The sequence below is a fragment of the Sulfitobacter sp. SK012 genome (genome assembly GCF_003352085.1).
Taxonomy (GTDB): Bacteria; Pseudomonadota; Alphaproteobacteria; order Rhodobacterales; family Rhodobacteraceae; genus Sulfitobacter.
The window spans coordinates 4,219,608-4,233,521 of the sequence record NZ_CP025804.1; the positions used below are offsets into that span (position 1 = coordinate 4,219,608).

Here is a 13,914-nt window from a genome sequence, read left to right on the forward strand (position 1 = left end):
TGAAAAATAGGTGGGCCACTAAATGAAGTGGCCTGCCAAACCCAAGGCGATGATGGCCGCGGGCGCTGCTGTATTTATATGCAGCGCGGCGGTTCTTGGGGCACTTCTTTTGAATGAGGAAACTGCTTTCGACCCTGAGGTCGTCATCACCGATGCGCTGGATGCCCAACACCACCCAATCACCGTACAGAAACATGAGCTAACCGTCGCGGAATGGAACAGATGTCACGCCGCTAGGGCGTGTTCCTTGGAGCTAACGGTGCGTCGTAAAGGGCGAGAAGCTGACTATCCAGCAACCGGCGTGAATTGGATTGATATTCAAGAATATATCACGTGGATCAACCAACAATCACGCAAGACCTACCGACTTCCAACCAGCCAAGAGTGGCTTGCGCTCGCGCACGAAGTTTTGCCCGAAGAGCCTGAACCTCTTTTTGATGATCCATTGCTTGAATGGGCTAACTCCTATCGCACCGAACCTGCGTCGCCCAGAACGTTGAAGCCCATTGGCAGTTTTAGCGCCACGCGCGCTGGTGTGATGGATCTGGACGGCAGTGTTTGGGAATGGACTAGTGATTGCTACGATCCCGATTTCTCTAACAACCGGTGCCCCGCATTTTATGTTGGAGGGGAGCACATGGCAGCGATCCCAGTCTTCACAAGAGATCCTGCGCGGGGCGGATGCGCCGTTGGGAGCCCTCCCGCGCACTTGGGCTTGCGATTGGTTGTCGCGTCGTAGGGTTTCCCTGAAAAGGCTCGCTAAATCTGAGGCTGCGCGCGCGCTCCATCGGTTAACGCACCCCGAGGGGAAGGAGCGATGCAATATTCGAACATGGCGGTTTGCCCTCGTTAGAGTTGGTTCAAGTGGACGTGACCGGTCAGATTTTGAAGTGCGTTCCATATAAATGCACCGCATATATGGATACACGGATCCGAACGCAGGAGATGTACCAGAGTGCGATCGAAGAAACCGCTCGTTCGGTCATTTCGATTAAGGGGCTTGTTGACCAATTCGGTGCGCCTCGTCTAGGAGTGTTTTGAATTTTGCAAATGCCTCCCAGCAACACCGCGCCGAACGTGCGACGACAACTTTGGGTCGGCTTCCGTTCAATTTGAAAAATCCACCTATGATTTAGGCCGCGAGCGCAACCCATGTCTGATATACAAATTCCAGCTTTCATCGCCGTCACGCTTGGTTTTATCGTTTTCTTTTTGGGGGCCTTCTTAACCCGCAAGATCGCGTTTCTGCGCGACTACAACATCCCCGAACCCGTTTCAGGCGGCTTAGTTATCGCGGCGCTAACGTGGGCATTTTTTATAATAACTGACAGGAAAATAGTCTTCGACCTGCAGGTTCGCGACTATTTGCTTGTGGTTTTCTTTGCCACGATTGGCCTCAATGCGCGTGTTTCCGACCTGTTTCGGGGCGGCAAATTGCTGATCACGCTGTTGGCGCTGACATTCGGGTTCATGATTTTACAAAACCTTGTTGGCTTGGCCGGGGTTACGCTTTTCGGGATTCCTGCATCTGCGGCTCCACTTGTTGGTTCCGCCTCTTTGATTGGCGGGCATGGCACAGCGATTGCGTGGGGGCCGCAGATAGAAGAAATCTCGGGCTTTGCTGCAGCTGCCGAAATGGGGATCGCAGCTGCGACTTTGGGACTTATCTTGGCAGCCCTAATGGGCGGCCCCATTGCCAAATACCTGATCGACCGCAAGCACCTGCGCGGCGATGTTTCGGACGATGCGATTGTCGGATTAGAGTTCCAAGATGACGATGATCAGATCACTCAAATTGATCATATCTCGCTGATGCGCGGTTTCTTGGCGATACACGTGGCCATTCTTTTTGGCTATTTTGGCCACGACGCCATTGGGCAGGCTGGCCTGAAACTTCCATTGTTCGTACCCTGCCTACTGGTCGGAATAGTAATGTCGAACACGGTACCGTTCGTATTCCGTAGCATCACTTGGCCCGCACGCACCCCTGCCCTCGCTGTGATTTCAGACTATTGTTTGTCTGTATTTCTAGCAATGTCATTGATGAGTATGCAACTTTGGACACTTGCTGAACTAGGCGGACCAATCTTGACGGTACTAGCAATGCAGGCCCTAATGACAGTTATGTTCATTATATTTTTGGTGTTCAGACTGGCTGGCGGAAACTATCAAGCTGCGGTTCTTAGCGCGGGGTTTGCGGGTTTCGCACTTGGCGCCACACCAACTGCCATCGCAAATATGTCATCGGTGACGAAACGGTACGGGCCAGCCCCCTTGGCGTTTATCGTCTTGCCTTTGGTGTCTGCATTTTTTGTTGATCTGGCAAATGCAGCAATCATCCAGTTCTTTGTGGGACTTTAGAGGGCCAACAGCGCAATACTATTGGGCCGCACAACTTGGTCCCTAGCTTCCCCTGGAGGTTCCGAGGGGTCGAATTTCTTTGCCATCGTGATCAAATATTTGACTTAATGTCTAAACCACCAAATCTCTAACGTCCAAAACAGGCCAAAACCTCTTTTCAGATGAAAAGTGCTTCTGCGTCGCGGGTTTGGATACTTTGTCGATCTTCTCGCCAGGGCTCTTGGATGTCTGCCTCAGACCCCACTCATCTGCGGCTATGATGAGCCAACAGAATTCCCTCATCAAATAACGTCATTAGGCCCCTTAAGCGCAGCCCTTAGGTATCAGCCGGTTCAAAATAGTTGGCGTTCGTTTCGGTAATTCTCACGATCGTTTCATCCAGTCGCGACAGATGGAACTTACCAACCTCAACAGCGAGGTCTGCGTCATGTGCTTTTATCGCATCCGCAATTCGTTGGTGATCCGACAACAGGTCCGGCAGCCGTTGCTCTTTCGATAAAGCAAGTCGACACAGGCGATCCACCTTTGCCTTCTCGGTCATTATGACGTCGAATACGAAATCGGCCTGTGCAATTTCACAGATTGCTTTGTGAAACTCGTAATCCAGCGTGCCGAAACCGTCGACATCACGTGCTTGCACCGCTTTGTCCTGAGCCTTAAGTGACGCATCCAACAGTGCTGCACCATCCGCATCGCACAGCACGCACGCCCTACGCAAAACTTCCCTTTCGACCGCCGCTCTTACAAAGCGCGACTTTTCAATCTCGCGCATCGAAAACCTTTTTACCTCGGTGGCCCGCTGCGGTCGGATCAGTAACAGGTCAAGGTTTGCGAGCCGGCTGAAGGCATCACGCACAGGCTGTCGCGAAATGCCAAAACGCGCGGCCATATCAGCTTCGGAAATCTTGTCGCCGGGGAGCAACCCCAGGGAAAGGATCTGCTCATGTAGATATGCGAAGACTTCATCAACACTGGTCCGTCGTTCCGTCACTCGGCCTGCATTCGCCATATCATCATCTCCTCATAAGATGGTCACCGCACATTCTTTGGCTTGCACCAAAACGCGCAAGAACGCCATCGTGGCCGTGGCTGCACCGCACATACCTCGGGGGCACAAAGAAAGACAGGACCCTTGGCAGACCTTCTACGCAATTTCTAACTAGTATGCCAGAATTTAACTAGTATGCTAGTCGTGCGGAATTGATTCGACATCTATCGCGGCGCGCCCAACAGGGTGTTCAAATTCTTGGCTGACCAAAGCTATGGAGCCTACATTTTCTTTGCGGATGTGTATGGAAAATTCGAGGTCGTGAAGGAAAAGCGCGCGACCACATAACCGACATCCGGCGCAGGCCGAAAAACAACGGAGAAATTTCCCATGAAACTCAAAGGTAAAACGGCCATCGTAACTGGTGGCGGGCGCGATATCGGCAGTGCGGTTGCTGCAAAACTCGCGTCCGAGGGTGCGAACGTTGCGATTAACTACTTCTCCAGTTCAAAGGGTGCAGACGCAACCGTAGCGCAGATCGAAGCGGCGGGCGGCAAAGCCATTGCAGTGCAGGGTGATTTGAACAATCAGGCCGATGTTGACGATTTGATCGCAAAGACAATGGACGCCTTTGGTAGCATCGACGTGCTGGTCAACAACGCGGGCGGGCTTATTGCGCGCAAAACCATCGCTGAAATGGAACTCGAGCATTGGAACGCCGTCATGACGTTGAACCTAACAAGTACGTTCATGATGACCAAAGCCTGCCTTGCTCATATGAAATCCGGCGCGATTGTGAACCTAGCCAGCCAAGCGGGTCGTGATGGGGGTGGACCCGGTGCCGTGGCCTACGCCACGTCCAAGGGTGCCGTCATGACAATGACACGCGGTCTCGCCAAAGAGTTGGGCCCTGACATCCGCGTCAACGCATTGTGCCCCGGCATGATCGACACCGATTTCCATAACGTCCACACGCCCGATGCAGGACGCCGCGGTTTTGAGGCCAATGCACCGCTTAAACGACAGGGTCATGTGGATGATGCCGCAAATCTTGTCTTGTTCCTGGCCTGTGACGATAGTGCATTCGTCACAGGCACCAATGTAGACCTTAACGGCGGCATGCTGTTCAGCTAAACGCCAGCAAGAGGATATGACATGTCAGACTTTCCTATAGTCTCAACGGGTGAATCCGTCTCGCGGCAGGTTCTTTCGGACCACCCCGACATGATGGTCGTTGCCTTTCGGTTTGGCGCTAAAGGGGCTGTTGGTGCATTGCACCATCACCCCCATGTGCAATCGACTTACGTTGAATCGGGTCGGTTTCGGTTCACTTTGGGTGATGAGCAGCGCGAGGTCGGACCCGGCGATAGCTTTGTCATTCCAAGCGAGTTGCAACACGGCTGCGTCTGTCTTGAACCCGGCACTTTGGTTGATTGCTTCACGCCACGACGTGATGATTTTTTATAGGCCTGGATCATGAGAGTTCTATCAATCGGGGAGTGTATGGCGGAGATGTCGCCTCAAGACGAAGCTGGCGTATTCCGGCTTGGCTTTGCAGGTGATACGTTCAACACAGCATGGTATTTGCGCCGCCTTAATCCCGATATCAGCATTTCATACTATACCGGATTGGGCACTGATGCGATCTCGGGTCAACTACGCGCGACGATCAAAGATGCGGACATCAATGATCAATACGGGGTCGTGGTACCGGACAGTACTGTTGGTCTTTACCTGATCTCACTCGAAAACGGCGAGCGCAGTTTCTCCTATTGGAGGGGGCAATCTGCGGCGCGCAGCTTGGCATCAGACCCGCGCGCGCTGAGCCTTGCGATTGATGATCACGACCTGATCTATTTTTCGGGTATCACACTTGCGATCCTGAATGCGCTGGGGCGCGAAACCCTTTTAGCCGCATTACGTGCGGGGCGGGCCAAAGGGAGGACAATTGTATTTGACCCAAACCTGCGACCCCGGCTTTGGGAAGATAACGAAACCATGTTGCAAGGGACGATGGCAGGAGCAGAGGTATCCGACATCGTATTGCCGTCATTCGAGGATGAAGCCACTTGGTTTGAGGATGTCGATCCAAAGGCCACCGCACAGCGGTATCAAACAGCTGGGGCCAACACCGTCATTGTAAAGAACGGGGCCGATGCGATTTATCACTGCAGCCCGCAAGGTGAAGGCACGGTTTCTGTACCGTCCATCGCGGACGTCATAGACACCACGGCGGCCGGTGACAGTTTTAACGCTGCAATTCTTGCTGGATTGAACGACGGGGTTTCTTTACCGCAAAGCATTGCGGCTGCGTGTCAGTTGTCCGGCGCTGTAGTCCAAGCACGTGGCGCTTTGGTATCCGTCAAACCGATGTCTCTTAAACATTAAGCCCGCATAAGTACCCCGCAACTCGCACCTTTCTGGAACAACAGAAAATGCCCAGCGCTTTCTTTGATATGACTCTGGTATACTAGTCTGTTATGATTTAGTGTGCTGAATTGAAAACGTTATCCACGCTTAGGAGTAAAGACATGCAAAATCCCGTCATCGGTTTCATTGGCCTCGGTCTTATGGGCGGCAATATGGTCGAATGCCTGCAAAAAAATGGGATTGAGCCTGTTGTCATGGGCCGGAACAAAGACGCTATCGCAGCTGTTGTTGCACGAGGTGCGCGCACTGCCTCAACAGGAAAAGAACTCGCCGCTCAGTGTGATATCATCATGTTGTGCGTGACGACCTCGGAAGTTGTCGAAAGCTTGATCTACGGGGATGATGGCATTCTTGCTGGAATCAAAGACGGTGCAGTCGTGATTGACTTCGGAACTTCTATTCCTGACTCCACGCGCAAGATCGGTGCCGATCTGGCGGCGAAAGGCGCAGGAATGATTGATGCACCACTTGGCCGCACACCTGCCCACGCAAAAGATGGTTTACTGAACATCATGGCTGCGGGCGACAAGGAAACCTACGACAAGGTGACGCCTGTTTTGAACATCCTTGGCGAAAATGTCTTTTACCTTGGCGCGCTTGGTGCGGGGCACACAACAAAGCTGATCAATAACTTTATGGGCATGACCACCGTCAGCACCATGAGCCAAGCTTTCGCTGTCGCGGAACGTGCCGGTGTCAATCGCAAGCAGCTGTATGATATCATGGCCGCCGGTCCTTCCAATTCTCCCTTTATGGGATTTTGCAAGAACTACGCGGTCGACGGTGTCAGCGATTTGGGTTTTTCCATCGCAAACGCCAACAAAGACATCGGTTATTTCCTGAAAATGGCCGAAGATCTAGGCACCCGCTCCGAAATTGCGGAAGGCACATCAAACAACCTTCAGGCGGCGATGGGCGCTGGCATGAGCCAAGGCAACGTGCCCGAAATATTCGACTATTTTCTTAAGCTTGAAAGCTAGGGCTGAGGTTGGTCTTAATATCTACGCCCGCGCTATTTGCGCAGCTTAAAGGCTTGCACGCCCGCCTCTGCAACAGACAAATCTTGCGCGGGCGTGCCGGAACTTACACCGATTGCGCCAATGACGTCGCCGTCCGACACAATTGGCAAGCCACCAGCAATCACGACCATCCGACCCCCTACCGTAGACGTGAGCCCATAAACAGGATTTCCCGGCATACTCGCCTCAGCCAGGTCATGCGTTGGCTTGCGCGTGCCAGCGGCCGTATAACTTTTGTCGATCGCCAAAGTGATGCTTGGTATCTTGCTGCCGTCCATCCGCATGAACCCCAGCAGATTACAGCTTTCGTCGGTCACAGCGATACACATTGATACACCAATCTCTTTGGCCTTTGCTTTCGCACCTTCCAGAATTCGGGTGGTATCAGCGTCGTCTAGCCTGCAGATTTTCAGCATCGGGTACTTCCTGTTGTGTCGTGTTGCACTCAAACAGTGACGGGAAAAAAGCGCTGCGATCTGCAATTCACGCTAGATAATGTTTCTGGTATGCTAGTAGTATAGCCAAGAAGTGTCACGCCAATATGTCGCTTACAACCCGCACAGGAGCCCAAAATGCCTACACCGAAACCAACCCCAGGCAGTATCCTGAGCCCCCTTACGTTTGCGCGTGCAAATGGAGGTGAGATAACTGTTGGTGGCCCCAGCAAAAACTGGACACTCCTTGTCGTCTACCGCGGCAAACATTGCCCGCGTTGCAAAAAGTACCTCAACACCCTCAACGAGATGCGCGCTGCTTGGGCAGATGCCGGTTTTGACATCGCTGTGGTGTCAGCCGATTCGCAAGAAAAAGCGCAAGCGGATCAAGCAGAATTCGGGTGGGATTTCGACTTAGGGTACGGGTTGACCGAAGATCAGATGGCGACACTTGGTGTTTATGTGACAGAACCCTTGTCGCCCCAAGAGGCCGATGGCTGTTTTGCGGAGCCTGGCGTTTTTGTTCTACGCGAAGATGGCAGTCAGATTATTGTCTCAATTTCCAATGGCCCAGCGGTCCGTCCTGAACTTGGGGAATTGTTGGACGGTATGATTTTCAACAAACAAAACGACCGCCCCCACCGCGGAACTGTCTGATAGAGGTCAGCAGAACATGCGGGATAACGAAAGGTGCAACAGGTTTGATTGACTTTGGCTGTCACCTTTAATACTAGTATACCTGTTGGTAAGCCCGCCTGCTTTCACCCGACTGCAAACAGGCCAACCAACCCAAATTGAATCTGGGAGGATCACATGACCAAAAGTATCACACTTCGCAGCGCGCTGTTCGGCAGCTGCCTTGCATTCGCCGCATCATCTGTTGCTGCGGGCGAACTTCGCGGCTGGAACATCCACGTTGAAGACTACCCCGTTTCCATCGCGATGGAAGCATTTGCGGATGCCGTCTCTGAGGGCACCGGTGGCGAGGTTACAGCAAAAACATTCCACAACGGCGTTCTAGGCAGCCAGCCAGACGCCATTGAACAGCTTCGCCTGGGCGTTATCGATTTTGGCGAATTCAGCCTTGGACCGTTTGGTACATCAGTTCCTGAAGCCAACGTTGTCTCATTGCCCTTTATCTTCAGCAGCATCCCAGAGATGTATAAGCTCATGGATGGCGATGTCGGCACCGCAATCGGCGAAGGCATGATCAAACGTGGCGTGGTGCCGCTCGGCTGGTACGATGCTGGTGCACGCTCTTTCTATAACTCGGTACGCCCGATCAACACGCCTGCTGACGTTGCTGGCCTGAAAATCCGCGTAATGAACAACGACCTTTTCGTAGACATGGTTGCATCCATGGACGGCAACGCGACACCAATGGCATTTGCTGAAGTTTATCAGTCAATCCAGACCGGTGTTGTGGATGGCGCGGAAAACAACCCACCGTCCTACGAATCGACAAGCCACTACGAAGTTGCTTCGTTCTACTCGCTGACACAGCACCTGATCATTCCAGAATGCCTGTGCATGAGCAAAATATCTTGGGACAAGCTGACACCTGAGCAGCAGGACGTCGTTATGAAAGCCGGCCGCGCAAGCGCCGATTTGCAGCGCGAACTGTGGCAGGCCCGTGAAGCCGCAAGCATGAAAATCGTCCAAGACGGCGGCACAGTGGTGAACGAAATCGCAGACAAAGGCCCATTCCAAGCAGCGATGGCCCCTGTGTACGACAAGTTCCTCGCAGCGAACCCTGATCTGACCGATTTGGTTAACATGATCCGCAACGGCGGCTAATTGATCTCGCAAAACCTGAACGGCCCTCGATCCTTGTATCGAGGGCCGTTTGATCTTTTTCCTTTGGCATGTCGCGAGGCAAATATGACTGACCGCAATTCTATCATAGCCCGCACCGAGAAGCTGCTTAACGCCATTCAATGGACCTGCATTGCTACGGCCTCACTCGCGCTTGTCGTCCTGATTATAACCTTCGGATGGTTGGTTTTTGGACGCTATGTTCTAAATTTCACCCCGACATGGGTCGAACAATTGGCACTTTTACTTGTCTGCTACATTGCATTTCTTGGGGCCGCAGCAGGCGTGCGGGACGATACGCACCTCGGCGTTTCCTTGTTCAGAGACATGGCACCCTTGCGCGTTCAAAAGGTAATTATCGTCATCATCGACTTCATCCTCGCCGCCTTCGGCGCAGTGATGTTTTATGCGGGTATTCAATTGATGCAATTTGGCTGGGACTCGTCTCTTCCAATGCTCAACATTCCCGAGAGTTTTCGAACACTGGCCATCACCTTGTGTGGCGTCCTGATGGTCTTGAACGCCGGGTCGCGGGGGATCATACGATTGCTGACCTTCTCGACATGGAACACCACCACTAATTTGCAGGAATCCTAATATGGGCCTCACTATCCTAATGCTCGTGTTCGGGCTTGGTGTTGTTATCGGCATGCCAGTCGCATTCGCCATGGGCATCGCCGCTGCTTCGGCCTTTTGGTTCGAAGGGTTTCCGATGTTGATCACATTTCAGCGGGCGACCGCTGGTGTGTCAGTATTTTCCCTCTTGGCGATCCCTTTCTTCGTGCTTGCAGGCGAAATCATGTTGCATGGCGGGATTGCAGTCCGGCTGGTTAAACTGGCCTCTGCGCTTGTAGGACACCTCAAAGGTGGCCTCGCCATGGTCAATATTTTCTCGAGCATGCTGTTTGGTGGCATTTCTGGCTCCGCTGTTGCGGATATTTCTGCATTGGGTTCAATCCTTGTTCCCGTCATGAAGGAACGCGGCTATCGCCCCGATTTCGCAGTCAATGTAACCGTGACTTCCTCCATTGCGGGTGTCGTAATTCCACCCAGCCACAATATGATTATTTTTGCGGTTGCAGCGGGCGGCGGCATTTCCGTTTCCAAGCTGTTTCTTGCTGGGGTCATTCCAGGTATCTTAATGTGCGCAAGCCTCGCTATTGCGGCCTACGCGTTGTCGATCAAACACAAATATCCGTCTGAGCCTTTCCCAGGGTGGCGTGAAGTTGGGCGCACCGCCGCTGATGCGATCCCGGGTTTCTTCACTGCTGTGATCATCGTTGGTGGCACACTGTCAGGCGTCTTTACGGTCACAGAATCCGGCGCGTTTGGTGCAATCTACGCCATTCTTCTAACAACTTTTTACTACCGCAGCCTAAGTTGGCAGTCGTTCTTAACAGCCATCAAAGGAACCGTTCGAACAACGTCAATGGTGATGATCCTCATCGCCTTTGCGAGTTCGTTTGCGTATCTGCTGGCCCTGTACCAAGTCCCCGAAAGACTAAGCAATGCGCTTGTCACGATCTCGGATAACCCCATTATCATCCTGCTAATGATCAACGTCATCCTCTTGCTACTTGGCATGATTATGGACATGGCAGCGTTGATCTTGATTTGTACGCCGATCTTTTTACCAATCGCCAAGGGCCTTGGTATGGATCCGACGCAGTTTGGTATCATGATGCTGATGAACCTCGGGCTTGGCCTGTGCACACCACCCGTTGGGACCTGTTTGTTCGTGGGCTGTGCTGTCGGCAAGATCAAGATCGAAGAGGCGCTGAAATCTATTTGGCCGTTCTATCTTGCGATCCTTGGTGCACTTATCTTGGTCACTTATGTGCCTGCTGTTTCGCTCTGGCTTCCGTCTCTATTCTAAGAGCTCGAACGGCGGCTTTTGCACCACCCTCGGCAATGCCACCATAGGCCTTGGTGACCAGATCACAAAAGCGGTGGTCCACTGCCAGCGTGCTGGGGAAAATATCGTGAAACGCCAGCAGCGCTGAAACTTTATCGGCGTTTGTTTTGGCTCCTTCGCTAGCGTTCTTCAGTGCCAAGGCAAGCGGGTCGCGCACGTCTATTGGTCCGCCATTTTCGTCCTGCCCGCCCACGTACCGCATCCAGCCAGCCACCGCGAGAGCCAACCCTTTCGGGTCGCAACCCATGTTCAGATCATCCGCAATCGTCCCAAGCAATCGTTGCGGTAATTTCTGACTACCATCCATCGCAATTTGCCATGTCCGGTGCCGGATGGCGGTGTTCTTGTACCGTGCCATCAGGGCTGCACAATAGGCGGACAAGTCTTCGCCGTCCGGTTGCTTCAACGTCGGTATGATCTCATCGCGCCAAAGCGTGTTACACAACACCTCAAAATCGGGGTCAGCAACGGTCTGCGCGATGGTGTCATACCCCGCGAGATACCCCAGATACGCCAGCGTTGAATGCGTGCCATTCAAGCAGCGCAGCTTCATCATCTCATGGGCAGCAACCGAGGCGACCATTTTGGCGCCAATCATATCCCATGCTGGGCGCCCCTCAACGAAGTCATCTTCAATTACCCACTGCCGAAACCCTTCGTGAAATACGCAGGCTTGGTCGTCGTAACCTGTGATATCAGCAAGCTTGGCAATATCGTCATTCGTTGTCGCAGGCGTAATCCGGTCCACCATCGTTGCGGGAAAAGTCGTTGTTCGAGCGATCCAATCTGCCAATTCGCCGTTACGCTGCCGCGCGAACTCAAGGACAATCGCACGCGCCAAAGCCCCGTTGGACGGAAGGTTGTCGCAAGATAACACCGTGAAAGGCTTGACCCCTGCCGTGCGCCGCGCATCCAAAGCCGCCACAATAAACCCCACCGCAGACTTTGGTTGATCAGGGTGCAACAGGTCATGCGCAATATCGGCGTGCTCTAGGTCCAACTCACCAGTCGAAGGCTGGGTGCAGTACCCTTTTTCTGTGATCGTCAACGACACGATTTTGATGTTCGGATCAGCCATCGCCGCAACAACCGCCTGCGGATCTTCTGGCGCGACAAGCGTTTGGGCAATGGAGTGGATTATACGCGGCTCCCACCCTTCGGGAGCGAGCGTCACGGAAGTGAACACATTGCCTTGCGGCTTCAACTGATCGCGGGCAGTTGGGCTGCGCAAACTGACTGCAACAATTCCCCAGTCGCCGCCCGCCAACTCCGTGGCCTCGTCGGTATAGACCGCATTAAATCCCCGGAAAAACGCCCCCGGCCCCAAGTGCACAATCCCAACCTTGGGCGTGTGACCAGACCGTTTCAGACGCGGTTTATCGGGCAAGCCAGCCCCCGTCGACATTCAGAACACTGCCCGTCACATACGCCGAGGCAGGCGCGCACAAGAACGTAACGGCACCAGCAATATCCGCGGGATCGCCCCAGCGCCCGGCAGGGATGCGCGACAGAATTTCCGCGCTGCGTTTGGGATCATCGCGCAAGGCGGTCGTGTTGTTGGTCGCAATATAGCCGGGCGCAACCGCATTCACATTAATGCCATGCGCAGACCATTCATTGGCAAAAAGTTTCGTCAGACCCGCAACACCGTGCTTCGATGCGGTATAGGCTGGAACGCGGATACCGCCCTGAAACGACAAAAGGGATGCAATGTTAACGATCCGCCCGCCCGTATCACGCGCGATTGCCGCGCGGGCAAACGTCTGGCACATCATAAAAACAGCCTTGAGGTTCACGTCCATGACGTCGTCCCAATCAGCCTCGCTATAGTCAACGCTGTCTGCGCGGCGAATGATGCCGGCGTTATTCACAAGTATATCGAGATCGCCAACAGACTCCAAAACTCCGACCGCTTTGGCGGGATCAGATAAGTCAATGAGACAGGCCTCGCCATTGCCGCCCAGCGCCTTGATCTTCACGACTGTATCGGCACAAGAGGACCGGCCGGCCGCAATCACATGGGCCCCTGCATCCGCCAGAGAAACGGCAATCGCCTGCCCAATTCCGGTATTGGCCCCGGTCACAAACGCGCGTTTGCCATCCAGACGAAACGCTTCGCTCATCGTAAGTCCTCCATCGCGACCATATCCATATCGGTGAAGTCGACGTTGTCACCGGCCATTGCCCAACAGAACGTGTAGGATGAAGTCCCTGCCCCACAGTGAACCGACCACGGTGGCGAAATGACGGCTTCTTCATTCGCCATGACGATGTGGCGCGTTTCGTCCGGTGTGCCCATGATATGAAAGACGCGCTGGTCTTCTGGGATGTCAAAGTAAAGATAAGCCTCCATCCGGCGATCATGCAGATGTGCCGGCATCGTGTTCCAAACTGAGCCGGGCGCAAACTGTGTATACCCCATAAGCAGCTGGCAGCTTTCGCAAACTTCTGGATGCAGGAACTGAATGATAACTCGTTCATTGGCTGTCTCGCGCGCCCCAAGCTCGACCCTGCGTGCATCAGCCAACTTGATCAATGTGGTGGGACATATGCGGTGTGCGGGAGCTGAAAGCAGATAGAAACGTCCGCTTTCCAGTGTGACCGGACCAGCGCCCATCCCGATATAAAGGACCTCACCTGTGCCGATTTGGTAGGTTTTGCCTGCGACTGTGATCTGCCCTGCATCGCCAAGGTTCAAGGCTGCCATTTCACGCCGCTCAAGAAACGTCGCCGTGCCGGTTTCTGGAACGTGATCCAGCGTCAGCGGACCTTTGGTTGGTACAGCAGAGCCCAAAATCAATCGGTCATAGTGGGAATAGACCAATCGGATCTCATCGTCGGCAAATAAATCGCCTAAGTGAAAATGCTCGCGCAACTTTGCCGTGTCAAACGTCTTTGCTGTGTCAGGATCAATGGCGTAGCGGGTCTGTGCGTTGGTCATTTGGGTGCTTT

15 protein-coding genes are annotated in these 13,914 nt (G+C 53.5%); 10 read left to right on the top strand and 5 right to left on the bottom strand.

What is annotated here, in order from left to right; translation table 11 throughout:
* The first annotated feature begins 22 nt into the window (after nucleotides 1–22).
* Both C1J03_RS20585 and gltS read left to right on the top strand, forming a co-directional pair.
* Nucleotides 23–739, top strand: a complete 717-nt coding sequence (locus C1J03_RS20585; RefSeq protein ID WP_254694114.1) for a formylglycine-generating enzyme family protein — start codon at nucleotides 23–25, stop codon at nucleotides 737–739.
* Nucleotides 740–1,152: 413 nt separating this feature from the next.
* The gene (gene gltS / locus C1J03_RS20590) at nucleotides 1,153–2,361 is read left to right on the top strand and encodes a sodium/glutamate symporter (RefSeq protein WP_114888285.1); all 1,209 of its coding nucleotides are present in this window, start codon (nucleotides 1,153–1,155) and stop codon (nucleotides 2,359–2,361) included.
* Nucleotides 2,362–2,677: 316 nt separating this feature from the next.
* On the opposite strand, the gene C1J03_RS20595 is transcribed toward gltS, so the two are convergent.
* The gene (locus C1J03_RS20595) at nucleotides 2,678–3,370 is read right to left on the bottom strand and encodes a GntR family transcriptional regulator (protein ID WP_114888286.1); all 693 of its coding nucleotides are present in this window, start codon (nucleotides 3,368–3,370) and stop codon (nucleotides 2,678–2,680) included.
* A gap of 369 nt (nucleotides 3,371–3,739) precedes the next feature.
* Here C1J03_RS20595 and C1J03_RS20600 point away from each other — a divergent pair, with 369 nt between their 5' ends.
* The 4 genes from C1J03_RS20600 to C1J03_RS20615 all read left to right on the top strand — a co-directional run bounded on the left by C1J03_RS20600 (nucleotide 3,740) and on the right by C1J03_RS20615 (nucleotide 6,759).
* Nucleotides 3,740–4,483, top strand: a complete 744-nt coding sequence (locus tag C1J03_RS20600) for an SDR family NAD(P)-dependent oxidoreductase (protein WP_114888287.1) — start codon at nucleotides 3,740–3,742, stop codon at nucleotides 4,481–4,483.
* A gap of 21 nt (nucleotides 4,484–4,504) precedes the next feature.
* Nucleotides 4,505–4,816 (top strand): cupin domain-containing protein, encoded by a 312-nt coding sequence (locus tag C1J03_RS20605; RefSeq protein WP_114888288.1) that lies wholly within the window; start codon nucleotides 4,505–4,507, stop codon nucleotides 4,814–4,816.
* A gap of 9 nt (nucleotides 4,817–4,825) precedes the next feature.
* Complete coding sequence (locus C1J03_RS20610) at nucleotides 4,826–5,737, top strand: sugar kinase (RefSeq protein ID WP_114888289.1); 912 nt, start codon at nucleotides 4,826–4,828, stop codon at nucleotides 5,735–5,737.
* Between the two features lie 110 nt (nucleotides 5,738–5,847).
* Nucleotides 5,848–6,759: an NAD(P)-dependent oxidoreductase gene (locus C1J03_RS20615; RefSeq protein ID WP_302661609.1), complete on the top strand. Its 912-nt coding sequence runs from the start codon at nucleotides 5,848–5,850 to the stop codon at nucleotides 6,757–6,759.
* A 32-nt stretch (nucleotides 6,760–6,791) separates the two neighbouring features.
* Here the strand turns inward: C1J03_RS20615 and C1J03_RS20620 are convergent, their stop codons facing one another.
* The gene (locus tag C1J03_RS20620; RefSeq protein WP_114888291.1) at nucleotides 6,792–7,214 is read right to left on the bottom strand and encodes a GlcG/HbpS family heme-binding protein; all 423 of its coding nucleotides are present in this window, start codon (nucleotides 7,212–7,214) and stop codon (nucleotides 6,792–6,794) included.
* Nucleotides 7,215–7,370: 156 nt separating this feature from the next.
* Between C1J03_RS20620 and C1J03_RS20625 the strand changes: the two genes are divergently transcribed.
* The 4 genes from C1J03_RS20625 to C1J03_RS20640 all read left to right on the top strand — a co-directional run bounded on the left by C1J03_RS20625 (nucleotide 7,371) and on the right by C1J03_RS20640 (nucleotide 10,923).
* Nucleotides 7,371–7,889: a peroxiredoxin family protein gene (locus C1J03_RS20625; RefSeq protein ID WP_114888292.1), complete on the top strand. Its 519-nt coding sequence runs from the start codon at nucleotides 7,371–7,373 to the stop codon at nucleotides 7,887–7,889.
* 156 nt (nucleotides 7,890–8,045) lie between these two features.
* Nucleotides 8,046–9,029 carry a TRAP transporter substrate-binding protein gene (locus C1J03_RS20630; protein ID WP_114888293.1) on the top strand — a complete coding sequence of 328 codons (984 nt, stop codon included), beginning with the start codon at nucleotides 8,046–8,048 and terminating at the stop codon, nucleotides 9,027–9,029.
* Nucleotides 9,030–9,113: 84 nt separating this feature from the next.
* The gene (locus C1J03_RS20635) at nucleotides 9,114–9,644 is read left to right on the top strand and encodes a TRAP transporter small permease (protein ID WP_174234483.1); all 531 of its coding nucleotides are present in this window, start codon (nucleotides 9,114–9,116) and stop codon (nucleotides 9,642–9,644) included.
* 1 nt (nucleotide 9,645) lies between these two features.
* On the top strand, nucleotides 9,646–10,923 hold the full coding sequence (locus C1J03_RS20640) for a TRAP transporter large permease (RefSeq protein WP_114888294.1): 1,278 nt from the start codon (nucleotides 9,646–9,648) through the stop codon (nucleotides 10,921–10,923).
* Here C1J03_RS20640 and C1J03_RS20645 read toward each other — a convergent pair.
* Genes C1J03_RS20645 through kduI form a run of 3 tightly spaced genes read right to left on the bottom strand, consistent with a single transcriptional unit; the run spans nucleotide 10,877 to nucleotide 13,903 of the window.
* Complete coding sequence (locus tag C1J03_RS20645) at nucleotides 10,877–12,349, bottom strand: mannitol dehydrogenase family protein (RefSeq protein ID WP_216825876.1); 1,473 nt, start codon at nucleotides 12,347–12,349, stop codon at nucleotides 10,877–10,879. The two genes, C1J03_RS20640 and C1J03_RS20645, sit on opposite strands and share 47 nt — an antisense overlap.
* Complete coding sequence (gene kduD / locus C1J03_RS20650; RefSeq protein WP_114888296.1) at nucleotides 12,339–13,085, bottom strand: 2-dehydro-3-deoxy-D-gluconate 5-dehydrogenase KduD; 747 nt, start codon at nucleotides 13,083–13,085, stop codon at nucleotides 12,339–12,341. The genes C1J03_RS20645 and kduD overlap by 11 nt, the downstream gene beginning before the upstream one ends.
* On the bottom strand, nucleotides 13,082–13,903 hold the full coding sequence (gene kduI / locus C1J03_RS20655; RefSeq protein WP_114888297.1) for a 5-dehydro-4-deoxy-D-glucuronate isomerase: 822 nt from the start codon (nucleotides 13,901–13,903) through the stop codon (nucleotides 13,082–13,084). Before kduI ends, kduD begins: the two co-directional genes overlap by 4 nt.
* Nucleotides 13,904–13,914: the final 11 nt, after the last annotated feature.